General features: G+C 71.7%; 23 protein-coding genes and 1 tRNA gene. 13 read left to right on the top strand and 11 right to left on the bottom strand.

Translation table 11 applies throughout. The annotated features are described in order from the left end of the window. Positions 1–4: 4 nt before the first annotated feature. Entirely contained in the window at positions 5–640 is a 636-nt protein-coding gene (locus G3I53_RS04460) for a TetR/AcrR family transcriptional regulator (RefSeq protein ID WP_164337916.1), read from the bottom strand. A gap of 616 nt (positions 641–1,256) precedes the next feature. Continuing rightward, positions 1,257–2,255 carry a sigma-70 family RNA polymerase sigma factor gene (locus G3I53_RS04455; protein ID WP_164337917.1) on the bottom strand — a complete coding sequence of 333 codons (999 nt, stop codon included), beginning with the start codon at positions 2,253–2,255 and terminating at the stop codon, positions 1,257–1,259. 193 nt (positions 2,256–2,448) lie between these two features. On the opposite strand from G3I53_RS04455, the gene G3I53_RS04450 reads away from it, so the two are divergent. Next, positions 2,449–2,967, top strand: a complete 519-nt coding sequence (locus G3I53_RS04450) for a GNAT family N-acetyltransferase (RefSeq protein ID WP_164337918.1) — start codon at positions 2,449–2,451, stop codon at positions 2,965–2,967. Positions 2,968–3,023: 56 nt separating this feature from the next. On the opposite strand, the gene G3I53_RS04445 is transcribed toward G3I53_RS04450, so the two are convergent. Continuing rightward, complete coding sequence (locus G3I53_RS04445; RefSeq protein WP_164337936.1) at positions 3,024–3,785, bottom strand: class III extradiol ring-cleavage dioxygenase; 762 nt, start codon at positions 3,783–3,785, stop codon at positions 3,024–3,026. Positions 3,786–3,976: 191 nt separating this feature from the next. Between G3I53_RS04445 and G3I53_RS04440 the strand changes: the two genes are divergently transcribed. Beyond that, positions 3,977–4,492: a MarR family transcriptional regulator gene (locus tag G3I53_RS04440; RefSeq protein WP_164337919.1), complete on the top strand. Its 516-nt coding sequence runs from the start codon at positions 3,977–3,979 to the stop codon at positions 4,490–4,492. A 125-nt stretch (positions 4,493–4,617) separates the two neighbouring features. On the opposite strand, the gene G3I53_RS04435 is transcribed toward G3I53_RS04440, so the two are convergent. Together G3I53_RS04435 and G3I53_RS04430 are read right to left on the bottom strand one after the other, a co-directional pair. Further along, positions 4,618–6,228: an MFS transporter gene (locus G3I53_RS04435; protein WP_164337920.1), complete on the bottom strand. Its 1,611-nt coding sequence runs from the start codon at positions 6,226–6,228 to the stop codon at positions 4,618–4,620. Positions 6,229–6,617: 389 nt separating this feature from the next. Then, positions 6,618–7,262 carry a TetR/AcrR family transcriptional regulator gene (locus tag G3I53_RS04430; RefSeq protein ID WP_164337921.1) on the bottom strand — a complete coding sequence of 215 codons (645 nt, stop codon included), beginning with the start codon at positions 7,260–7,262 and terminating at the stop codon, positions 6,618–6,620. A gap of 306 nt (positions 7,263–7,568) precedes the next feature. On the opposite strand from G3I53_RS04430, the gene G3I53_RS04425 reads away from it, so the two are divergent. Continuing rightward, positions 7,569–8,894: a M6 family metalloprotease domain-containing protein gene (locus G3I53_RS04425; RefSeq protein ID WP_164337922.1), complete on the top strand. Its 1,326-nt coding sequence runs from the start codon at positions 7,569–7,571 to the stop codon at positions 8,892–8,894. Positions 8,895–9,054: 160 nt separating this feature from the next. Beyond that, positions 9,055–9,130 (top strand) — tRNA-Arg (locus tag G3I53_RS04420). Between the two features lie 465 nt (positions 9,131–9,595). On the opposite strand, the gene G3I53_RS04415 is transcribed toward G3I53_RS04420, so the two are convergent. Next, positions 9,596–9,883 (bottom strand): hypothetical protein, encoded by a 288-nt coding sequence (locus tag G3I53_RS04415; protein ID WP_164337923.1) that lies wholly within the window; start codon positions 9,881–9,883, stop codon positions 9,596–9,598. 236 nt (positions 9,884–10,119) lie between these two features. On the opposite strand from G3I53_RS04415, the gene G3I53_RS04410 reads away from it, so the two are divergent. Both G3I53_RS04410 and G3I53_RS04405 read left to right on the top strand, forming a co-directional pair. After that, positions 10,120–10,356 (top strand): hypothetical protein, encoded by a 237-nt coding sequence (locus G3I53_RS04410; RefSeq protein WP_203592503.1) that lies wholly within the window; start codon positions 10,120–10,122, stop codon positions 10,354–10,356. 324 nt (positions 10,357–10,680) lie between these two features. Then, a complete protein-coding gene (locus G3I53_RS04405; protein WP_164337924.1) occupies positions 10,681–11,007 on the top strand; it encodes a GYD domain-containing protein in 327 nt (108 codons plus the stop codon). Positions 11,008–11,181: 174 nt separating this feature from the next. On the opposite strand, the gene G3I53_RS04400 is transcribed toward G3I53_RS04405, so the two are convergent. Then, positions 11,182–11,571 carry a DUF393 domain-containing protein gene (locus G3I53_RS04400; RefSeq protein WP_164337925.1) on the bottom strand — a complete coding sequence of 130 codons (390 nt, stop codon included), beginning with the start codon at positions 11,569–11,571 and terminating at the stop codon, positions 11,182–11,184. 403 nt (positions 11,572–11,974) lie between these two features. On the opposite strand from G3I53_RS04400, the gene G3I53_RS04395 reads away from it, so the two are divergent. From G3I53_RS04395 to G3I53_RS04380, 4 genes are all read left to right on the top strand, one after another. After that, complete coding sequence (locus G3I53_RS04395) at positions 11,975–12,178, top strand: cold-shock protein (protein ID WP_019329653.1); 204 nt, start codon at positions 11,975–11,977, stop codon at positions 12,176–12,178. A gap of 238 nt (positions 12,179–12,416) precedes the next feature. Next, positions 12,417–13,943 carry a DEAD/DEAH box helicase gene (locus G3I53_RS04390; protein ID WP_164337926.1) on the top strand — a complete coding sequence of 509 codons (1,527 nt, stop codon included), beginning with the start codon at positions 12,417–12,419 and terminating at the stop codon, positions 13,941–13,943. A gap of 199 nt (positions 13,944–14,142) precedes the next feature. After that, complete coding sequence (locus G3I53_RS33605) at positions 14,143–14,331, top strand: hypothetical protein (protein ID WP_239063550.1); 189 nt, start codon at positions 14,143–14,145, stop codon at positions 14,329–14,331. A gap of 262 nt (positions 14,332–14,593) precedes the next feature. After that, on the top strand, positions 14,594–15,688 hold the full coding sequence (locus G3I53_RS04380; protein ID WP_164337928.1) for a hypothetical protein: 1,095 nt from the start codon (positions 14,594–14,596) through the stop codon (positions 15,686–15,688). 129 nt (positions 15,689–15,817) lie between these two features. Here G3I53_RS04380 and G3I53_RS04375 read toward each other — a convergent pair whose 3' ends face one another. From G3I53_RS04375 to G3I53_RS04360, 4 genes are all read right to left on the bottom strand, one after another. Beyond that, positions 15,818–16,081 (bottom strand): hypothetical protein, encoded by a 264-nt coding sequence (locus G3I53_RS04375; protein ID WP_164337929.1) that lies wholly within the window; start codon positions 16,079–16,081, stop codon positions 15,818–15,820. A 41-nt stretch (positions 16,082–16,122) separates the two neighbouring features. Next, the gene (locus tag G3I53_RS04370; RefSeq protein ID WP_164337930.1) at positions 16,123–16,983 is read right to left on the bottom strand and encodes an AraC family transcriptional regulator; all 861 of its coding nucleotides are present in this window, start codon (positions 16,981–16,983) and stop codon (positions 16,123–16,125) included. A gap of 130 nt (positions 16,984–17,113) precedes the next feature. After that, positions 17,114–17,332, bottom strand: a complete 219-nt coding sequence (locus G3I53_RS04365; protein ID WP_164337931.1) for a DUF4287 domain-containing protein — start codon at positions 17,330–17,332, stop codon at positions 17,114–17,116. A 169-nt stretch (positions 17,333–17,501) separates the two neighbouring features. Further along, positions 17,502–18,242: a TetR/AcrR family transcriptional regulator gene (locus G3I53_RS04360; RefSeq protein WP_164337932.1), complete on the bottom strand. Its 741-nt coding sequence runs from the start codon at positions 18,240–18,242 to the stop codon at positions 17,502–17,504. 232 nt (positions 18,243–18,474) lie between these two features. Here G3I53_RS04360 and G3I53_RS04355 point away from each other — a divergent pair, with 232 nt between their 5' ends. The 3 genes from G3I53_RS04355 to G3I53_RS04345 all read left to right on the top strand — a co-directional run. Continuing rightward, positions 18,475–20,898 (top strand): MMPL family transporter, encoded by a 2,424-nt coding sequence (locus G3I53_RS04355; RefSeq protein WP_164337933.1) that lies wholly within the window; start codon positions 18,475–18,477, stop codon positions 20,896–20,898. Between the two features lie 104 nt (positions 20,899–21,002). Further along, a complete protein-coding gene (locus G3I53_RS04350; RefSeq protein ID WP_164337934.1) occupies positions 21,003–21,758 on the top strand; it encodes a hemerythrin domain-containing protein in 756 nt (251 codons plus the stop codon). After that, the coding region (locus G3I53_RS04345) for a hypothetical protein (RefSeq protein WP_164438034.1) at positions 21,755–22,692 on the top strand (938 nt) is incomplete at its 3' end. The genes G3I53_RS04350 and G3I53_RS04345, both read left to right, overlap by 4 nt.

The raw sequence follows: 22,692 nt of genomic DNA, 5'->3' as shown, positions 1-22,692 counted from the left end.
AGCGTCAGCCGCCGGTGCCCGCCACGTCGTCCCAGGGGAAGTGCCGTAGCGCGGCCAGGTTGGCGAGGGCCAGTGCCACGGGCCCATGCGGGCCGTCGGCGGGGCCGTCACCGGACGCCCAGCCCTCCGTGGCCGTCCGTACGGCGGCACCGGCGACGGTGGCGGCGAACCGCAGCCGGGTCCGGACGGCAACGTTGTCGGCATCGGAGGCCGGGACGTGCCCCCGGGCTTCCCGGCGCGCGGCCACCCGCTCCTCCAGCACGTCGGCCAGGGCCCGGTCCGACGCCTGGCAGACCTCCGCCCACACCCTGCGCAGCACCGGATCCGACCCGGCGAGCCGGATCAGCGTGCGCATCCAGTCCCACGAGGCCGCCGACACCCCCGCGCCCGGCGTCAGCGTGTGCCGCACCGCGCGTTCCAGCGCCTGCGGCACGGACTCCTCGGGCGGGGCCGCCCGCACCGCCTCCACCCAGCGCCCGGCGCCGGTCTCGTAGAGGGGCGCGATGGCCTCCTCCTTGGTCGCGAAATAGCGGTAGAAGGTACGGGGGGCGACGCCCGCCGCCAGCGCGATGTCCTCGGCCCGGGTGGCCCGCGGCCCCTGCCGGACGAACAGTCCGGCCGCCGCGCGGGCGATCGTCATACGCGTCTCGGCCTTGCGCCGCTCGGTCAGGGAGGGCGAAGGCGAAGGCGAAGGCGAAGGCATCGGGGTGTTCTGCGACGCCGGTGGAACCGGGGAGGACGGTGGCGTCGGGGTGGTGCTGCTCACGCTCGGCAGGCTATGCCCATGTGGCACAATCTGCCATCTGGCGGGCCACCCCGGGGTTCAGGTTCGGGGTGGCCCGCTTTCCATGCCCTCAGCGCGGGGAGACGCGCCCCCAGCCGAGCCGGGCGAGCAGAAGAAAAGCCGGGCCCGGCGCCCGGGGGGAGGGCGCCGAGCCCGGCTGGGGGCGTCCCGGCGCCGGGGGGGGTGTGCGCCGGGACGTGGCTCAGTGGTCCGTCGTGCGTGGGTCGGTCCGTCGTCGCGTGGGTGTCGGTCCGTCGTTGCGTGGTCATCGGCCTCGTCGGCCCGAGAGGGCCACGAAGGTCTTCCCGGTCCGAACTCCCGCGCTTGGAGGTCTTGTTCCCGGAGCCCCGGGAGTTGAAGCGGCGCGGAACCGCCATTGTTCGCGCGGCCTTCCGCCACCTTGCGCTCCGGCGGCACCGGCCCGGGCGAACGGGCCGGCCGCCGTGGACGCGTCGTGTCGTTGCTGAAGGGCTCAGGCGACCGCGTCGAAGCCGGTGTCGCGGGCCAGCTTCTTCAGTTCCAGCAGCGCGTGCTTCTCGATCTGACGGATGCGCTCGCGCGTCAGGCCGTGCTCCTTGCCGACCTCCGTCAGGGTGCGCTCGCGGCCGTCCTCGATGCCGTAGCGCATCTTGATGATGGAGGCGGTGCGCTGGTCCAGACGGCCGATCAGGTCGTCGAGCTCCTCGCTGCGCAGCAGCGTCAGCACCGACTGCTCGGGCGACACGGCGGAGGTGTCCTCCAGGAGGTCGCCGAACTGCGTCTCGCCGTCGTCGTCGACCGACATGTTCAGCGAGACCGGGTCACGGGCCCAGTCGAGCACGTCGGTGACGCGCTCCGGCGTGGAACCGAGCTCGGCGGCGATCTCGGTGGGCTCCGGGTCCCGTCCGTGCTCGCGGTTGAACTCGCGCTGCACCCGACGGATCCGGCCCAGCTCCTCCACCAGGTGCACGGGGAGGCGGATGGTGCGGGACTGGTCGGCTATCGAGCGCGTGATGGCCTGACGGATCCACCACGTGGCGTACGTCGAGAACTTGAAGCCCTTGCGGTAGTCGAACTTCTCGACGGCACGCACCAGACCGGCGTTGCCCTCCTGGATCAGGTCGAGCAGCGGCAGGCCGCTGCGCGGGTAACGGCGCGCGACGGCGACGACCAGCCGGAGGTTGGAGCGGATGAAGATGTCCTTGGCCCGCTCGCTGTCGTCGACCAGGGCCTGGAGCTCCTCGGGGGTGGCTCCGACCTTGTTCTCCTCCTGGCCGTCCAGGATCTGCCGGGCGAACACACCCGCCTCGATGATCTGCGAGAGCTCGACCTCCTTGGCGGCGTCGAGCAGCGGTGTGCGCGCGATCTCGTCGAGGTACATGCCTACCAGGTCGCGGTCGGCGATCTCGCCGCCGTGGGCGCGAACACTGCCTGCCGCGGCGACCGTCTCGCCGGTGGCGGACTGACGACGGGCGACGGCGCGGGTTGCCATGCGTGCTCCCTTGCGATGGTGAGGTCAGCGGGTGGTGCGGACGCTCGGACACCTCTTCCAGGTCTCTTCGGACTCTGCTCGGGTGCCCTGCATCCGTAGGAAACAACGACTGGAATCAGGACAGAATTCCCAACCTGCCCCTCGATTTTTCTGATCTTGCAGTACCCTGTCCCGCCGCACTGCGGGAGGCCTCATGCCGTCGGAACCGACGGAGATCCAGGTCAGGCCGGGCACCGAGGGTGATCTGGCGGCTCTCACCGACCTGTACAACCACTACGTGCGTGAGACGGCCATCACATTCGACACCGTGCCCTTCACCCCGGAAGAGCGCCGCCCTTGGCTGCTCTCCCACCCTGTAGACGGCCCGCACCGGCTGTTGGTTGCCACGGGCGCCGGAGCCGGGCGGATTCTCGGCTACGCCACGTCCAGCGCGTACCGCACGCGGCCCGCCTACGCGACGTCCGCGGAGACCACGGTGTACGTCGCGCCGGACGCCGGCCGCCGCGGGATCGGCTCGCTCCTGTACCGGTCCCTGTTCGACGCCCTGGCGGGTGAGGACCTGCACCGCGCGTACGCGGGCATCGCCCTCCCCGACGAGGCCTCCGTGCGCCTGCACGAACGCTTCGGGTACCGCCGTGCCGGCACCCACCGTGAGGTGGGCCGCAAGTTCGGCCGCTACTGGGACGTGGCCTGGTACGAGAAGGAGCTGTAGGCCCCCCGACGGCCCCGGGTGCCCTCGCCCGGGTGCCCTCCCCCGGGGCGGTCGGCTCAGCCGAACTGCACCGACCGCTTGGCCAGCCCCATCCAGAACCCGTCGATCACGGCCTTCTGTTCCCCGAGCTCACCCGCGGCGTCCGCGGCGCCCATGGTGACGAAGAGCGGGGCGAAGTGCTCGGTGCGCGGGTGGGCGAGCAGGCCCGCCGGCGACTTGCGGGTGAAGTCGAGCAGCGCGTCGACGTCGCGCGCGTTCAGCGCCTCCCGCCCCCAGGCGTCGAACTCGGCCGACCAGGCGGGGATGCCGCCCTGCCGGAGCGCGGCCAGGTTGTGGGTGAAGAAGCCGGATCCGATGATCAGGACGCCCTCGTCGCGCAGCGGCGCCAGGCGGCGCCCGATCTCCATCAGCTTCACGGGGTCGAGGGTCGGCATGGAGACCTGGAGGACCGGGATGTCGGCCTCGGGGTACATCTCGACGAGCGGGACGTACGCGCCGTGGTCGAGCCCGCGGTCGGGCACGTCCGTCACGGGCATCCCGGGGGCGCGCAGCAGCTTGCGGACCGACTCGGCCAGCGCCGGGGCGCCGGGGGCGCCGTACGTCACCTGGTAGTAGTGCTCGGGGAAGCCCCAGAAGTCGTAGACGAGGGGGACGGTCTCGGTCGCGCCGAGGGCGAGGGGGGCCTCCTCCCAGTGGGCGGAGACGACGAGGATCGCCTTCGGGCGGGGCAGGTCGGCGGACCAGGCGGCCAGCTGTCCGGGCCAGACGGGGTCGTCGGCCAGGGGCGGGGCGCCGTGGCTGAGGTAGATCGCGGGCATGCGGTCCTGGGTGGCGGCGGCGGTCATGGCGACGACTCCTTTCGGCGATGGTCCGGGCATCGGCACATGCGGCTTCCGCTGTCCGGTTCGGCATCCGCGTCCGGCAGACACTTGCTTTAACTCTCAACTTCCACCACTGACTGTACCCACAGTTCGTTTAATTTTCAAGGAAAGCGTCGTACAGTGGAGACATGAAAACGGCACCCGGCTCGGCGCACACCGAGCAACCCCGCTGGCTGAGCGACGACGAGCAGAGCGTCTGGCGCGCGTACATCGACGCCACCACCCTCCTGGAGGACCATCTCGACCGTCAGCTCCAGCGCGACGCGGGCATGCCGCACGTGTACTACGGACTGCTGGTCACGCTGGCCGAGTCCCCGGAGCGACGGCTGCGGATGACCGAGCTGGCGATGGCCGCGAAGATCACCCGCTCCCGCCTCTCCCACGCCGTGGCCCGGCTGGAGAAGAACGGCTGGGTACGCCGCGAGGACTGCCCCTCCGACAAGCGCGGCCAGTTCGCGGTGCTGACGGACGAGGGCTTCGAGGTGCTGGCCCGGCACGCCCCCGGCCACGTGGAGGCCGTACGCCAGGCGGTCTTCGACCGGCTCACCCCGGAACAGCAGAAGTCCCTCGGCGAGATCATGAAGATCATCGCCGAGGGACTTCAGCCGTCGGAAGCGGGAGCGGACCTCCCCTGGCTGCGCTGACCCCTCAGGGCTGACCCCTCAGGGCCGCGCCTCTGGGCCGATGCGTCAGGGCCGCGCCTCCGGGCCGATGCCTCAGGGCCGCCCCCTTCGGGGCCCGCGCCACGGGGCTCCGGCGTCGCGTCGCGTCAGTGCATGACGACCGGTACCGCCGCCTCCTCCTTCGCCGCCCCGTCCTTCGCCGCACCCTCCAGGGCGTCGGCCTCCGGGTCGGACGACGAGGCCGTCATCGTGCCGTCACCGGGCCGGCCGGCGTTGACGAGGACCAGGGCGATCACGGCGGCCGCCACCAGGATGCCCACCGCGAACCAGATCGCGCTCGTGTAGCCCTGCACCAGCCCCTGCATCCGCACCAGCTGCTGCTGGGACGGTCCGGCCGCGCCACCGATGTGGTCGGCGACGTAGGCCGTGGTCGCCGAGGCGGCGATCGTGTTCAGCAGGGCCGTGCCGATCGCACCGCCCACCTGCTGCGAGGTGTTGACCATCGCCGACGCGACTCCGGAGTCCCGGGGCTCCACGCCGAGGGTGGCCAGGGACATCGCCGGCATGAACGCCGTACCCATGCCGAGGCCGAGCAGCAGCATCCCGGGCAGCAGCAGGGACGCGTACGCGGAGCCGATCTCCAGCTGGGTCAGCACCAGCATGCCGACGGCGGCGACCAGGAAGCCGGGGCCCATCAGCAGCCGGGGCGGCACCCGGGTCATCAGTCGGGCGCCGATCTGCGTGGAACCCGTGACCATGCCCGCGATCATCGGCAGGAAGGCGAACCCGGTCTTGACCGGCGAGTAGCCCTTCACGATCTGCAGGTAGTAGGTCAGGAAGAGGAACAGGCCGAACATCGCGATGATCGCCAGGCCGAGTGAGAGGTACACCCCGCCGCGGTTGCGCTCGGTCACCACGCGCAGCGGCAGCAGCGGTGCCCTGACCCGGGACTCGACGAGCACGAACGCGATGAGCAGGACGGCCGAGGCGACGAACATGCCGATCGTCAGCGCGTCGCTCCAGCCCTCGGACTCGGCGCGGGTGAAGCCGTAGACCAGCGCGACCAGGCCCAGCGTGGAGAGCACGACGCCCGGGATGTCGAGCGGCGAGCGGTTGCGCCCGCCGGACGGCTCACGGATGACGAAGTACGCGCCGGCCGCGGCGACCACGGCGAACGGGATGTTCACGAAGAACGTCCAGCGCCAGTCCAGGTACTCGGTGAGGAACCCGCCGAGGATGAGGCCGACGGCGCCACCGCCACCGGCGATCGCACCGTAGATGCCGAAGGCCTTGGCGCGCTCCTTGCCGTCCGTGAACATCACGGCGAGCAGGGACAGCGCGGCCGGGGCGAGCAGCGCGCCGAACGCGCCCTGCAGGGCACGGGCGCCGAACATCATCGCCTCGTTGGTGGCCGCCCCGCCGAGCGCGGAGGCCGCGGCGAATCCGCCCAGCCCGAGCACGAAGGCGCGCTTGCGGCCCCACAGGTCGGCGATCCGGCCGCCGAAGAGCAGCAGCCCGCCGAAGGCGAGGGCGTAGGCGGTCACGACCCACTGGCGGTTGCCGTCCAAGATGCCCAGGTCCTGCTGGGCGGACGGCAGCGCGATGTTCACGATGGTGGCGTCCAGGACCACCATCAACTGGGCGAGCGCGATGAAGACGAGCGCTTTCCAGCGGTTGGAGTCCGGCGCGCCGGGATCGGCCCGGAGCGTCGCCGGTCCCGCCGGTGCGGTGGAGCCTGCTGAGGCTGTTTCAGACATGGGGGTACCCACTTCGGAACGTCGTAAGGGAAAGGGCCGTAACGGAACTGCGGGGCGGCGCGGAAGCGTGGATGCGCGGACGCGCCGCCGATGCGTAGGGAGAGGGATGTCGCAGGAACTCTCGTAGGGAACGTGGACAACGCCGTAGGGATCGTCGGCTGGAAGGCCGAAGGAGACGGCTGAGGGAACGTCGGAGGAAAAAGGGCGTGGTCGGGTAGGGACTCGTCCACCGGGCTTCAGGGACCCGGGACGGCCGCGGGGCGGTGCCGTCGGACGACGGCGGAAAGGTGGGGTGGGGGCCTCACACCTGCTGCGGTGGGGCGGCCCGGGTGAACTCCTCGGAACGACTCGGACGGAGTGGGTCTGGGGTCGGGGTCACTGGCGACGACTCAGGGGGCGCGCAGGTCCTCCACGGTGACGGCCGTGCCCGGCAGGACGCTGGGCGCGGGCGCCCGCATCCCGTCCAGGAACAGCTGCAGATGGCGGTGGACGAAACGGTCGGCATGCATACAGGCGGTACCGGCCGGGGGCCGGCTCAACTGCGCGATGCCGACCAGCAGATCGCCGAACTCCACGTCCGCACGGAGCTGCCCGGCCGCCTTGGCGCGGTCGATGAGCTGTGCGACGAGGTTCTCGACGCGGCGGCGCGCGTCCTCCAGGTCGGGGTGGTGCTGGTCGAAGGTGCTCGAGATGACCGGGCACAGCGCACTGATCCGCTCGTCGGCGGACGTGTGCGCGAAACGCTCCAGTGCCTCGAAGGCGTCCCCGGTCTCGGCGAGCATCTGCTCGGCCGCCCGCGCCGTACGGTCCATCACGGAGCAGACGACCTCGCGCACGAGCGCGTCGCGGTCGGGGAAGTTGCGGTACACCGTGGCGTTGCCGACGCCGGCCCGGCGGGCGACGTCGTCGAGCGGCACGTCCGCACCGAACTCGACGAGCATCTCCCGGGCGGCGGCGACGATCCGCTCCCGGTTGCGCACGGCGTCGGCACGCGGCCTGGGCACCTTGCGCTGCACGGGGTGGGCGGTCTGCACGATGCACTCCTGACGATCGAGGTCCGGTGACGCGATCCGGGGAGTGACTCCCCGTTTCACGCGAACACAGGTCTAAACGGGGAAACACTCCCCGCTTATTTCCCGCCCGGGAAATCTTTTTCTGTGACCTGGCTCACACCTCTGAGTCATGCCCCCGCCCTCCCCCGAACGGCCCCTTCTGCGCCCCCTGACCTCGAAAAACACACAATCGGCCCTGCCGACGGGCGCCCGCGCACCCCACGACGCAGGGTGATCGGAAGGGTGCAGCCGGAGACCGGCGGCTGCCGTGTGGAGCGGAGGTCCTGCATGCAGCCGCAGCCGAGCAGCCGACGTATATCGCCGCGCCGCCTGGCCGCCCTGGCATCCGTCACCGCCCTGACCCTCGCCGTCGGCACCTCGGCCGGCAACGGCAGCCTCTCCCCCGGCACCTCCACCGCGGGCGCCGGACCGAGCGCCCCCTCCCCCTCCTCCGCCCACGGCCCGTGCCTGATCAGCAGCGCCGGCGACGTCCAGATGTCCGAGGGCATGCCGACGGGCCCCGGATACGCCCGCTCCACCGGCACGGTCCGCGCCCTCACCCTGATGATCGACTTCTCCGACGCCGTCGGCGAGGGAGACGCCCTGGACCGCTACCGCGAGTTCTTCCCCAGCACCCAGGAATGGTTCCGCACCAGTTCCTACGGCCGCCTCGACTACCGCTCCGACATCCCCATCCCCGACTGGCTGCGGATGCCCAAGTCGTTCCGCGCCTACGGCATAGAACGCGGCGCCCCCTTCGACCCCGGGTACCGCCGGCTGGTGCGCGACATCGTCGAGGCCGCGGACCCGCGCGTGGACTTCCGGGCGTACGACATGGTGAACGTCCTGGTCACCCCGAACGCCGGCCCCTCCGCCCTGGACACCGTCCTGTCCGTGACCTTCGCCGGCAACACCGAGGCCCCCACCGCCGACGGCGTCCCCGTCGCCAACGCCTCCTTCGTCTACTCCCGCCAGGACGACGGCTCCGGCTCCTACGACAGCACCGGCTACCGGGTCCTGCCCCACGAGAACGGCCACGTCTTCGGCCTGCCCGACCTCTACACCGCCGAGGGCGGCGGCGCCGTCGGCCACTGGGACATCATGAGCGAGGACTGGGGCGCCAACAACGACCTGCTCGCCTGGCACAAATGGAAACTCGGCTGGCTGGACACCGACCAGGTCCACTGCGCGGCCGCCCCCGGCACCCGGGACTACACCCTCACCCCCCTCGCCGACACCGGCGGCCCGAAACTCGCCTTCCTCCCCCTCGACGAACAGTCCGGCTACGCCGTCGAGGTCCGCACCCAGGCCGGCAACGACGAGGCCGTCTGCCGCCCCGGCGTCCTCATCTACAAGGTCGACGCCAACGTGGACACCGGCATGGGCCCCATCACCGTCTACGACTCCCGCCGCGACAGCGGAGGCTGCACCCGCAGCCCCAACGTCCACGCCGAACTCTCCGACGCCCCCTTCACCCCCGGCGAGAGCTTCGTCGACCGCCACGAAGGCATCCGCATCACCGTCCTCGAGGCCACCGGCGCCGACAACGCCGACGCCGCCGACGACTCCGGCAGCAGCACCCCCACCTACCGCATCCGCGTCACCCGCGACTGACCCCGGCCGCGACAGGACGCCGCCCTCGGCTCCCGGAACCCCGGCGAGTACCGGTCGCAGCCCCCGCCCCGGGCCCCGACCGGCCCACCCGCCGACCCCGATCCGGTACCCTGACGCCTGTGGTCCCGCGGACCACGGGGCCGACGCACGCGGCCCGGATGCCTTCGTAGCTCAGGGGATAGAGCACCGCTCTCCTAAAGCGGGTGTCGCAGGTTCGAATCCTGCCGGGGGCACCAGCCAAAAGGCCCCGGACCGATCTTGGTCCGGGGCCTTTGACGTCCGCTTCTGGCCGGTTGACAGCAGCGAAGAAGTGTCAGACACCTGCGCGCCATCACAGCAGGTGAGGATGCATTTGGCTCACGCTCAGGCGCCCCCGAGTTGCTTCGGGACGAAGACGCAGCTCCGCTAAGGTGCGCCGCATGCGCCCCATCCTGTCCTGAGTGCAACCAGCCCTCGAACTCCGGCGGTCTTGTGCTGGCCCGACGAGATGACGACGGCCGGAGGGTCTGTCGCTCTCTCTGGCGGTGCGCCGGCAGGCACATGGTGGCAATGGGCGGACCGGCCGGATGAACCGCTGGAGGTCTGTCCCTTGCCGGGGCTGTTCCGTTGACATCCGGCGGCTGACATCACCGGGTTACACACAGGCGTACAGGAAGAACTGTCGGGGACGGCACAACACGTAACTCAATGCCCTTCAGGGATCAGCCCGCCGTGCGAACCACGACGTCGAATCCAAGGTCGCTCAACAGCTTGGCAGCATGGTCCTTGCCGCCGGAGAACTCGTCGCGTCCCAGAGGGTCCCGTCCGGGCAGATAGCCGTGTGCCGCCCCGACGATGGCCTTCGAGTCGTACTCCTTGCCGTCGATCTCGAGCAGGTAGCTGCGCGACGGTCCGAACCCGTATCGCTCCAGGAACGCGTCCCGGCCGAGCCGGTCGTACTCCGCAACGGCCTGCAGAACCGCAGATCGAGTGATTTCGTTCAGCGTCATGATGGGAAGGTAGACGAAGCCACCGACATATGGGGCCGTGACGGATGGGAAGAGTCTCCGGTGGGCGTCGTCGGGTCGTGGGCGCAGGCTCCGCCGGAGGGGACGGCAGCCAGGCTCATGGCACGCGGGACGGGCGGAGGACGTCGGGGCAACAGCATTGGCCGGAAGGGGCGCACGCCGATCCTGATGCGGCGAGAGAGCGCTACAACCTGGACGTGCGGGCATCACATAGCGCCATGCGCAACCTGTTCCGCGTGGAATTGCCCGTTGCGCACTGGGGCTTGGTGATCGTGGTCATCGCGAGCGTTTTCGTGGGAGTGGTCTGGTCACCCCGGACCGGCGCGATCATCGGAGGGGCCTTCGCCGCTCTGTTCGTTGCCGCTCTCTGCGGGGCGCTTCCGGCAGGGAGCCGAGGGCGGGACGCCGTGCGCGCCGCATACAAGTTCACGTTCGGTTGGGCGAACTGGGTCTAGCCTGGAGCCCTCTCGTGCCGGGCCATGCACCTTTCGCGACTCCGCGTGCGCATACACAGCTGCCGCCGTGATCACGGACACGGCAGTGCAGATCGCGGTCGGCTCGTCGTGGCCACGGCGCAGACGGACAAGGCAACGCCAACAACTCTCGCACCGTGGGGTTCACATGGATCGAAGGCACGTCTGAGCCGAGTTCCTGGCTGGCACCCGCCGGCTGTGGCGGGGTCAGTCTCCGTTCCCGGCCGATCGGGGGAACGCAGGGCGCGCCTGCGGTGTGACCGCGGCCCGGCACGGCATCCCTCGTAGAGACGAAGAGGAGACACGATGCCGCTCTACCTGACGAGATTCAGCTACACGCCGGAGACGTGGGCCCGGTTGATCAGCCGTCCGGAGGACCGGGCGCAGGCTGCTCGGTCGTACATCGAGTCCGTGGGCGGGAAGCTCCACGGCTTCTGGTACGCCTTCGGCACGCACGACGGCTACAACCTGTGGGAGGCGCCGGACAACGTGTCCATGGCCTCGGTCGCCCTGGCGATCAGCGGAGGGGGTGCGCTCAGCTCCTTCGAGACGACTGTGCTCCTGACGGTCGACGAAACCCTGGAGGCCCTGCGCCGGGCCGAACAGGTTCAGTACCGGGCTCCCGGCGCATAGCGGTCCGCGGGGGGGCGCTTGCCGGCGGAACGGCGGGATGCGCAGGGCGGGCGGGCCGGCGGGAGTTGTTCGTCCATCGGCGATACGGCGGGCGTGGAGGCCGATCAGGACTGAGGAGTCGGGGTGAGTGACGCATCCCGGGTGGTGGGGCTGGGACTCTCCTGTCGTCGCTTACTACGGTCGGCCCCGTCGGTCGGGTGGGAGGGCGCAGGCTGCCGTTCCGCCGGGCAGGCGGTCTCGGTTGTCGGCGATGAGGCGGTACACGCCGTGTGCGAGCCGGCGCATCGGCGGCAGGGTGAGCAGGGCGCCCAGGCAGGCCCAGCCCTTGCCCGCTCGGAGCAGGAGTCTGGCCACCGCTTGTGCTCCGCCGTACACGGTCCCGGTGGGGGTGATCCACAGGGCTTCGTACGTGGCCCGCTGCTCGGTGGTGCCGAGGGAGGTCAGGTCCGCGTGCTGCCAAGGGGTGGTGGTGCAGTCCGCCCGCAGCAGGCGTTGGAGGACTGCGACCGACGACGTGCAGAAGCGGCAGTCACCGTCGTAGACCAGTACCGGTCGGGTCCGCATGCCTCCAGCGTGCCTCACCGGCGGGTGTGACCTAAGTCGCGCCGTGCGCTGTCCCGCGGCGTCGGCGTACGGGGGCCGTCGGGGGCGGTGGCCGGGGGGTGCGCCGGTGAGTGTGGAGGTCAGCGCGCTGTGGGCGGATCCGCGGGGTGGAGACGTGCGGGCCGGCGGCCGGCCATATCTGTATCCGCGGCAGGAGAAATAGGGTGCGGGGCGTGGCGGGTATTTCCCGGTGACGGACGGAGGGTGGTTATCGACGGTGCAGGGGCGATCGCACCGTGCTACTGTCGATAGCAGTTGCAGGTGTGGTTGGCCAGAAGGTTTATTTCCGACGGGGTAATCATCACGGCGACCAGGAATTCACACACGGTGAATTTCTGACACCGTCTCCGAAGGAGAAAATCAAATGGCTACTGGTACCGTGAAGTGGTTCAACGCGGAAAAGGGCTTCGGCTTCATCGAGCAGGACGGCGGCGGCGCCGACGTCTTCGCCCACTACTCGAACATCGCTGCCCAGGGCTTCCGCGAGCTGCTGGAGGGCCAGAAGGTGTCCTTCGACATCGCTCAGGGCCAGAAGGGCCCGACGGCCGAGAACATCGTCGTCGCCTGACACACCGGCACTCACGCGTTTTCGCCAGCTGGGGCCCGCACCCTCGGGGTGCGGGCCCCGGCTCGCTGATGTTTACCGGGGCGTGTGACGTCAGAATCCGTCGCACCACCGATCGGTGATCATTCCCGGTCGGCCTGTCCGCCCCCATCGAATTCGGCTCGTCTCGAGATTCTCTGCGCTGTTCGTCTGCTGCGGGAATTCCTTGGTGCGCGCCGCATCAAGGAAGGTTTTGTTTCGCATGCAACGCACTCGTACGTCCCGCGCCCACGCCCGTTTCGGTGGCGGCTCCGGAGCGGGTCGCTCCGGCGGCGGTCAGCGCCGTTCGAAGGGCCAGGGCAACCGGTCGGCCGGACGCTCCCTCCAGGGGGAGTTCGCGCCGCCGAAGACGATCACGCCGGGGCTGCCCGCCGTCGAATCGTTCGCCGATCTCGACATGCCCGCGCAGCTCTCGGCCACGCTCGGCCATGAGGGCGTGACCGTGCCGTTCCCGATCCAGGCGGCGACCCTGCCGAACTCCCTGGCCGGCCGCGACGTACTCGGCCGCGGCCGGACCGGTTCCGGCAAGACCCTCGCCTTCGGCCTCGCCCTCCTGGCCCGGACGGCGGGACGGCGTGCCGAACCGCGCCAGCCGCTCGCGCTGGTCCTCGTGCCCACCCGCGAGCTGGCCCAGCAGGTCACCGACGCGCTCACCCCGTACGCCCGTTCCGTGGGCCTGCGGATGGCCACCGTCGTCGGCGGGATGTCCATCGGCCGGCAGGCCGGCGCGCTGCGCGCCGGAGCCGAAGTCGTCGTCGCGACGCCCGGACGGCTGCGGGACCTCATCGACCGCGGCGACTGCCGGCTGGGCGACGTCGACATCACGGTCCTCGACGAGGCCGACCAGATGGCCGACATGGGCTTCATGCCGCAGGTCACCGCCCTGCTGGACCAGGTGCGCCCGGACGGGCAGCGGATGCTGTTCTCGGCCACCCTGGACCGCAACGTCGATCTGCTCGTGCGCCGCTACCTCACGGACCCGGTGGTCCACTCCGTCGACCCGTCGGCGGGCGCGGTCACCACGATGGAACACCACGTGCTCCACGTGCACGACGAGGACAAGCGCCGGACGACGACCGAGATCGCGGCCCGCGACGGTCGCGTGATCATGTTCCTGGACACGAAGCACGCCGTGGACCGGCTGGTGAAGCACCTGCTGAACAGCGGTGTGCGCGCCGCCGGCCTGCACGGCGGCAAGTCCCAGCCCCAGCGCACGCGGACTCTGACCCAGTTCAAGACCGGGCAGGTCACGGCGCTGGTGGCGACCAACGTCGCGGCACGCGGCATCCACGTCGACGACCTCGACCTGGTCGTCAACGTGGACCCGCCCACCGACCCGAAGGACTACCTGCACCGCGGCGGTCGCACGGCGCGCGCCGGCGAGTCCGGCAGCGTCGTCACCCTGGTGACCCCCGACCAGCGTCGGGACATGAACCGGCTGATGAACGCGGCGGGCATCACGCCCCGGATCGCCCAGGTGCGGTCCGGCGAGGAGGAGTTGAGCCGTATCACCGGCGCCCAGGCGCCTTCGGGCGTCCCGGTCGTCATCGCGGCGCCGCCCGTGGAGCGTCCCCGGAGCGCGTCGTCGTCCCAGCGTCGCCGCGGTCGCCGGGGGCGTGCCGGTCAGGGCCGGACGGGTCAGGGCCGCACGGGTCAGGGTCGGCCGGCAGGCGAGGGCGCGCGCCGCGGGTCGTCCCCGTCGCGCAAGGGCTTCGATTCTGCTGCCTGACGGCTCCACAGCAGGGCCCGGGCACCTGGGCACCCTTGTCCGCCGGGACCGCCACCACCCGCCCGCCCGACTCTTCCGCAGGAGGCTCAGGATGACGCCGACTCAGGCGCAGCACCGTGAAGTGGATCGCTTGACCCGGACCGTCGCCGGGGCCGTGGGTGAGGGCAGGTGCCCGTCCGGGCCGCGTGTCCGTGACGACATGACGGTGGAGGTGGCGCTGTCCCTCATGGCCGGTGCCCGTGTCGACCACCTCGTCCTGTGCGACGCGGACGATCAGAGCACGGGTCTGGTCACCCGGGCCCGGCTCGCCGTGCTCCGCGACGGCCCCGCCTACACCGACCGGCTGCGGCTGCGGGACTGCCCGGAGGGTTCGTTCGCCGGGATCTGAGGAGCGGCGCGGGCGGCGGGGCGGGCCTCGGCTCGCCCGTCGTCCGCCTGGCCCACTGGGCCACCTCGTCCGCCCTGTCCTGAGTCCTGCTCCGGTCAGGCGCGCCCTCTCCGGGGCCGTCCGACCGGAGCAGAACTGTCACATGGGCGCCTTGAGCCGTGGGCCCACGGGTGGAGATCATGTTCTGTGGCCGGTGGGGCGGTTGTTCACACGCCCCCGGCCCGGGACGGGATCGGCTACGGGACAAGGGCGGGGGCCCAGCGTGGGCAAGGGCGGGGAGTCCATACCGGACGAGGAGTGGGAGCGGTTCCTCAAGGAAGCCGAGGCGGGAACGCCGGGCGCGCCCGAGGAACCCTCGGCACGTGCCCGGATGGTGGCGCGGCGACTGCGGGAGGAGACCGGCCCGCCGGAGCCGTGGCGCAGCCACCGGCCGCCCCGGCGGCGGGGCGGCAAGGTCTGGTACGTCGTGGGTCTGCTGGCTGCCGCCGCCCTGCTGGTCGTGGCCCTGGATCCGGGGCGGGTCGTCGGGTGGTTCGGGGGCGGGGGCGGCGACAGCACGCCGCTGGCCGCCGAGTCGGAACGGCCGGACGAGGCGCCGCCGACGGAACGGGCGGCTCAACGCCCCACTCCGGAAGCGCCGTTCAGAGGCTCGCCGGCCGCGCGGTGGCAGGCCGGGACCGCCGGGATCACCGTTCCCGAGGCCCGGGCCACCGGCTGGATGAGCAAGAGCGAGGTCGCCCGGGCGCTCAGCACGACCCGGGACTTCCTCGCCGCGTCCAGTCTCGACCCCGGCGTACTGCGCGGGGAGCGGCCGACGAAGGCGATCGCGCTGCTCAATCCGCACCAGAAGGACGTGCAGGAGTACGTGGCGACCGCGTTCCGTACGCCCAGCCGGGAGAACGATCCGCTGATGCTGTTCAGCCGGTTCGAGAAGTCGAAGGTCCGGCTCGTCGGGGACGTCGTCAAGACGCGGGGGCGGATCACCTACCGGGAGGGTGAGCGCGGTGCGCTCGAGGTGAGCACGGACGTCACCTACGTGTATCCGGTCCGTCCCGCCACCGGTGGGAGCGACGAGATCGTGCGCACCATCGTGCGCCGCGAGGTCGTCCTGAGCTGGGACGACCCGGAGAAGGTCGTCATCGAGCCGGGCACCTTCTCCCTCGTGTCGTACCGGTCCGACACCACCAACGGCGGGTGCGACGCCGTCACCGGGTACTACGAGCCCCCGTTCGGCGCCGAGCGCTCCGCCTCCCCGCCGGACGGTCCGCGGGTCGACCCGTACGACCGGAGCAAGTCGATGGAGACGCGCATGCGGGAGGCGGACGACACGGAGTGCGGGACCGCCACCAGCTCGTGAGCGGGCGCGCGCGGTTCCCGACGGCCCGTTCAGGAGCCGGTCCTCAACCACCCGCGAAGGCAGAGCGGTTGAGGACCGGCTCCCCTCCCGGTCCACGCCCGGCCCTGGGTTTCCTTACGTGACGGTTCCTCAGGGGCGCATCGCCATCACGACGTAGACACCGGCAATGACCGCGACACCGCAGAGGACGACGAAGGCGAGCAGGGCGCAGCCGAGCACTCCTGTCGTCCAGGCCATCACCCGCCAGCTGGACCGCGTCGCGCGTTCGGCCCGCTCGACCGCCTCGCGGAGCTCGGCCTCGTCACGGTCCTCGGTGCCGGCCCGGTGACCGGCGTCCTCGCGGGCGACCCGGCCGCGGTGCTCGATGTCGTCGTTCCGGCCGGGGCCGGCCACGGTTCCTCCTCCGGGGGGCCCGTCGGCGGTGTCCGGCACGGTCACTCCCGTTCCACCGGCAGCCACAGTTCGGCCTCGGCCTCCGTGCCGTCCGCGGAGAGGCGGGTGCGCAGGATCTCGGGGCCGGGGCGGGTCCGGTACGGGTTGGACGGGAACCACTGCGTGTAGACGTCCCGCCACAGCTCCTGGATGGCCTCGGGGGCCGGTCCGGAGGTGGTGAAGACGGCCCAGGTGCCGGCCGGGACGGGCAGCGCCGTGGTGCCCTCCGGGGCCTCCGCCGACGTGACCACCCCGTGGTAGTAGTCGAGTTCGGTGCCCTCGGCGCGGCTCGGGTCCAGGTCGTCGCAGACGGCGACGATGCCCCGCGGGTCCTGGTCGGACAGCTTCTCCAGGCGCTCCGACAGGTGCGGGTCGATGCCGCGGACGAAGTCGATGATCGCCTGGTTCGGTCCCGAATGCACCAGGGGTACCCGGGCCTTGAGACCGACGACGGTGAAGTCGGGCCGGTCCACTACGCGGTAGCGCATGCTGCTGCTCCCTTCGACGGTGAGACGGAAGGCCAGCCGGGGCTGGGAGACGAGCGCCGCGCCGGTACGCCGGGCCTCGCCCGGTCCGATGCCGTGCATCGTGCGGAACGCCCGGGCGAACGCCTCGCCGGAGCCGTAGCCGTAGCGCACCGCGATGTCCAGCAGCGATTCCTGGTCCGCGAGCACCTCGGCCCCCGCGACGGTGAGCCTGCGGCGCCGTACGTACTCCGACAGCGGCATGCCCGCGAGCGCGGAGAACATCCGGCGCAGGTGGTACTCCGAGGTGGCCGCGAGGCGTGCCAGTTCGGCGACGTCGACCTGCTGGTCGAGGCGGTCCTCGATGTGCTCCAGGATCTGGTTGAGGCGGTCCAGCACTCCGGTGTCCTTCCTTGATGACGCTCACCACGCTAGGAAGCGGGCCCCTCCCCCGACCCGACATGCTGTGCCCGATCGGGTCGGGTGGGGGCGGGTCTCTCCCGGGACACGCCTCGGGCCGCCTCCCGCCCTACCCGGCGGCGCTGTCCTCGGCCAGGGTGTGGGCGACCAGGGCGTTGGCGTGGCCGTGGCCCAGGCCGTGTTCTGTCTTGAGCCAGGTGACGAGTTCCATGTGCCGGGTGAGCGGCGACGTGCGGATGAGGTCCTTCCACTCGGCGATCGGGCGCCCGTACTTCTTCTCGATGGACGGGAAATAACTGGCGGGTCCCTTCGCGGCGTTGGTGGTCATGCGGTGCCTCGTCTCCGGTTCGGCGTGCGGGTGTCTGTGTGCTCGTGCTCATGCTCGTGGTGCTTGCGCTTGTGCTCGCGGTGCTCGTGCTTGTGCTTGGTCTGACTGCCGGGGTGGGGAGAAGTCGTCGCCGTGGCGTCGGTGATCCCCGTCACACTCAGCGCCGGTGTCATCCCTTCCCGGCCCCGTCGGGGATGCGGCGGTGGACGTCCTCCAGCAGGTTGCGCATCGCCATGTGGAAGATGTCGGCCTGGTGCTCGCCGATGAAGGAGGTGTGTCCGAACACCTCGAGGACGACGAGGCCGTGCATGTGCCCCCATGCGCTCACCAGGAGCGCGGTCGCGGGCGGGGGCAGGGCGTCCGGGTCCGCTGACAGCTGTTCGAGATGGGCCCGCAGGCCGGGCGAGAGCGCTACGGGGCCGGCCGCGGCGAGGCGCTCCGCGCTGAACTCGCCGAACAGTTCGCGCTGGAAGATCGCGCTCAGCTGTCGTACCGCCCGCGTGGTCGGCCCGTCGACGGGGGCCGTGTAGTTCCGCAGCGGTGTGCCGTAGAGCAGCTGGAACCGCTCGGGGTGGGTGACCGCCCACCGGCGGTAGGCCTCGGCCGCCACGACGAAGCGCGGCACGTCCGGCTCGTCCTCGGCGGCGTCGACGCCGGCCCGCACCGCGTCGGTCAGGTCCTCGTACGCCTTGGCCAGCAGGACCGTCACGAGGGCGTCCCTGTTCGGGAAGTAGTGGTAGAGCGCCTGGGCCGTCATGCCGATGCTGCGGGCGACGGCCCGCAGGGACAGGGCCGCGGCTCCCTCCTGGTCGATGTGCCGCTCGGCCGCGTCGACGATCTCCTGGGTGGCGACGGCCCGGCGTCGCTGCCGCAGCGACGAGGGGGCGGGCGGGGGCGCGGCAGCGGGCATGCGGTGACCTCACAGAGGGCGTTCGGGCAATCTGACAGTGTCAAGTAAATCTACTACTGCTCAAATCTCCGTCGCGTCACTAGCGTCGAGTCCGGCGACGGCGGGCGCGCACAGCTGTGCCCCTCCGACCGGCCGGACGGCTCCCCGTTCCTGGAGCATCGCGCCGGCCTCTCTGACGTCCGGCCGACCCGCGTCGCCTTCCCAAGGGTGTGCTCAGAAGGAGAGTTGTGACGTGTTTGAACGCCTGGCCGAACTGGCGATCCGCCGGTCCCGGCTGATACTCGTCGTGGCCGTCGCCTCCGTGGCGCTGATGGGGGCGCTGGGCGGAGGCGCGTTCGACAAGCTGCTCGGCGGCGGCTTCGACGACCCCGCCTCCCAGTCCTCCAGGGCGGCGAAGGCCGTCGACGAGAAGTTCGGCGGGGAGACGAACCTGATCCTGCTGGTCCGCACGGACCGCGGCAGCGTCGACGATCCGGCCGCGGAGCAAGGCGGCCGGGCCCTGGTCGCGGACCTCAAGAAGGAGGAAGGGCTCACCGCCGTCGTCTCGTACTGGGACACGGGCCTGCCCGACCTGCGTTCCCGGGACGGCCGCGAAGCCATGGTGCTCGCACACGTCGAGGGTGACGAGACCCAGTTGCGGGAACGCGCCGGGAAGGTCATCGACGCCTACGCCACGACGCACGAGGGCGGGCTGTCCGTCCGGGCCGGTGGCGGCGCCGCCGTGGGCAACGACCTGTCGCAGCAGGTGGTCGACGACCTGCTGCTGGCCGAGGCCATCGCGATTCCGCTCACCCTGGTGCTGCTGCTGTTCGTCTTTGGCAGTGTCGTCGCGGCCCTGCTTCCGCTGGCGATCGCGCTCATCGCCGTCATCGGCTCGTTCGCCCAGCTCTCGCTGCTCGCCGACGTCACCGACGTGGCCAACTCGGCGACCAACCTCACCACGGCCCTCGGCCTGGGGCTGGGCATCGACTACGCGCTGCTGATGGTCAGCCGCTTCCGGGAACAGCTCGCGGCGGGTGCGAGCGTGGACGACGCCGTGCGGCGCATGGTGAGCACCGCCGGCCGGACGGTCGCGTTCTCCGCGGCGACCGTGATGACGGCCCTTGCCGCGCTGCTCGTCTTCCCGCAGTACTTCCTGCGCTCGTTCGGCTTCGCCGGGGTCGGGGTCGTCGCCATCGCGGCCCTCGCCACCCTGTTCGTGATGCCGGCCCTGCTGGCCGTCCTCGGACACCGCGTGAACAGCGGGCGGCTGCCGTGGGCCGGACGGCCCGGACAGCGGGAACGGGCCGGTGCGCGGGAGCCGTTCTGGGGCCGGCTGGCCCGCACCGTGATGCGGCGGCCCGGCATCACCGCGCTGCCCGTGCTCGCCGTCCTGCTGCTGGCCGCGAGCCCGCTGCTGGGCATCACCTTCGGCGTCCCCGACGAGCGTGTCCTGCCGGAGGACACGGCCAGCAGGCAGGTCTCCACGGCCCTGCGGGAGAACTTCGACGGCAACGAGGAGTCGGCGCTCGTCGTCGTCATCGACGCACCCGTGGCCGCCGGCCCGCTCGAGTCGTACGCGACCGAACTGGCCGCACTCCGGGGGGTCGAGCGCGTCGAGACCAGCGGGGGCACCTACGCCGCCGGGCGGGAAGCGGAGAACGGCTCCGGCAAACCCGCCCTCGGCCGGCCCGACGCCGAGCGGATCACCGTGGTGAGCGGTCTGGAGCCCCGTTCGGACGAGGCGCAGGACCTGGTACGCGAGGTACGGGAGGTCGCCGGGCCGGCGGGCACGGAGCCCCTGGTGGGCGGGCCCGACGCGCAGCTCGTGGACTCGAAGGACTCCATCGGTGACCGGCTGCCCCTCGCCGCGGCCCTGGTCGTCCTCACCACCTTCGTGCTGCTGTTCCTGTTCACCGGCAGTGTCCTGCAGCCCCTGCGCGCCCTGGTCCTGAACATGATCAGTCTGGCGGCGACCCTCGGGGTCATGACCGCGATCTTCCAGGTCGGCCACCTCTCCTCCGTGCTCGGCTTCACGGCCCAGCCGATGGAGATGTCGATGACCGTGCTGATGTTCTGCATCGCCTTCGGTCTCTCGATGGACTACGAGGTGTTCGTGACCAGCCGGATCAAGGAGCTGCACGACCTGGGCGAGAGCAACGAGACCGCCGTGGTCGACGGTCTCGGGCACACCGGGCGCATCGTCAGCGCGGCGGCCGCCCTGCTCGCGGTGAGCTTCTTCGCGTTCGGCACGGCCGAGATCAGCTTCATGCAGCTGTTCGGCCTGGGCAGCGGGCTGGCCATCCTCATCGACGCGATCGCCGTACGCGGTGTGCTCGTCCCCGCGGCGATGCGGCTGCTGGGCGACTCGGCCTGGTACGCCCCGGGCTTCCTGCGCAGGGTGCACAGCCGGTTCGGGCTCAGCGAGAGCGGCCCCCGGGCAGCCGGGGCCGTCACCGCCCCGGACACCGCTTCGGTGGCACCGGGGGCGTCGGTGGATCCAGGGGGTCGGGTGGATCCGGCGGGTGCGGTGACTTCGGTGGATCCGGCGGGTCCGGCGGGTGCGGTGGATCCGGCGGGTCCGGTGAATCCGGCGAGTCCGGCGGGTCCGGCGGGTCCGGTGACTTCGGTGGCTCCCGTCGCGCCGCCCGACGCGAAGCGCTCCGCCGACGTCTGACCCACGCGGCAGAAACCGCCCACCCCTGCGCCCTTGCACCCCTGCACCCCTGCGCCCCTGCGCCCCTGCAATCGACCCGCCCCCCTCACATGTGAAAGGCCCTCATGAACGAGACCGTCCGGCACGCCTCCGACTCCCCCGGCTCCCCCGACTCCACCGACTCCACCGACTCCCCGGCGATCACGCAGACACGGCTCACCCACGCGACCCACCGGCTGGCCACGGACCTGCTCGTCGACGCCGTCGACCGCCCCTCGGCGGACCCCGGCAGGCTCGCGGAGTTGCGGGAGTTCGTCGTGACGCACCTGCGTCATCACCACGAGACCGAGGACGCGTTGCTGTGGCCGCGGATCGTGGCCGCCGCACCGGAGACGGAGCACCTGCTCCACCGGCTCAGCCAGGAGCACGACCGTCTGGACGACGCGCTCGACCGCCTCGCCGCCGTGGACCTCACCACCGGTGGCCAGGCGGCGGCCGGCGCCGACACGGAGCCGGCCGGGCACGGGGTCGGCCCCGTCCGGGCGGGGCTGCGCGACGACGTTCGTCCCGTGCTGCGCGAGGCGGCCGTGGCGGTGCGGGACAGCGTGCGGGACCACCTGGCCCACGAGGAGCCCGTCCTGTTCCCGGTGCTGCGCGACCGCATCACCGCCGCAGAGTGGGAGGAGTTCGCCCACCAGGTGGTCGTCACGACACCGCCGGTGGCCGGGCACCTGATGATCGGCTTCCTCGACGAGGCGGGCACACCGGCCGAGGTGCGGTCGATGCTGGCGGACATGCCGGGACCGGTGCAGGACCTCGTACCGGCCATGCGCAGCCGGGCGGCCGAGGACCTGCGCGCCCTGCGGGGTGAGACCTCATGACCGGACGTCCGCTGTCCTGGTCCGACGAGGCGCACGAGGTGATGGCGGGGGACCTGACCGTCGCGGTCGCCTACCTCACCCCGGCCGGAGGCGCGGTGGTCACCAGCGTCTCCCCGGTCGGCATCGTGGACCGCGCCACGGGCAGGGTCGGCTTCACCACCTCGCTCGGGTTCCCGAAGAAGCTGGAGCGGATCCTGCACGACCCCCACGTCGCCGTCGCCTACCACACACGCCTGCACGGCTTCGCCGCCCACGACGGCTACGTACTCGCCCAGGGCAGCGCGTCCGTCGACCTGTCACCCTCGGCCCGGCGGCTCGCCCGCGTCATGGACGCCTCCGAGGACTTCCTCGGCCGGGCCAAGCGGGGGACGGTGTGGGACTGGCTGCTCCGGGAGTACCACCAGGAGCGGGTCTTCGTCGACATCGACGTGGCACGGCTCGCCACCTGGCCCGACCTCTCGGCCCGCGGGCCGATGACGGTCGCGGGCCCCTCCTGGCCCCGTCCGCCCGACCCGCAGCGGCCCCCCGCGAAGGGCACCGCCCCACGCGTCGGCGTCCCGGGGCTCGCCCGGCAGATCGCTCCCCTCCCTCACCGCCTGCTGGCCTACCGGGGCGCGGACGGTCACCCCGTCGTCCTGCCGGTGCGGGTCACCGGGCACGACGAGGCCGGGCTGCGCCTCACCGCGCCGCCGGGGCTGCTCCCGCCGGGCGGGCGCCGGGCCGGGTTCCTGGCGCACGCGTTCGGGCCCCGGTGCGTCGGCCTGAGCATGCGCACCCTCACCGGCTGGCTGACGGTGCACGGGGACGAGGCCCGGTACGCCCCTCACACGTCCCGGGGCATGACCGCACCGGCGAACAGGACGGTGCAGACCGTGGCCAACGGTCTGCTCGCCAAGCACGGGGTGCGGCGCGCCCGGCGCGACGGCACCGCCGC

Source organism: Streptomyces sp. SID14436 (assembly GCF_010548465.1).
Lineage (GTDB): Bacteria > Actinomycetota > Actinomycetes > Streptomycetales > Streptomycetaceae > Streptomyces.
The sequence above is the reverse complement of the archived record's forward strand: the minus strand, read 5'-3'. Positions and strand labels throughout refer to the sequence as shown.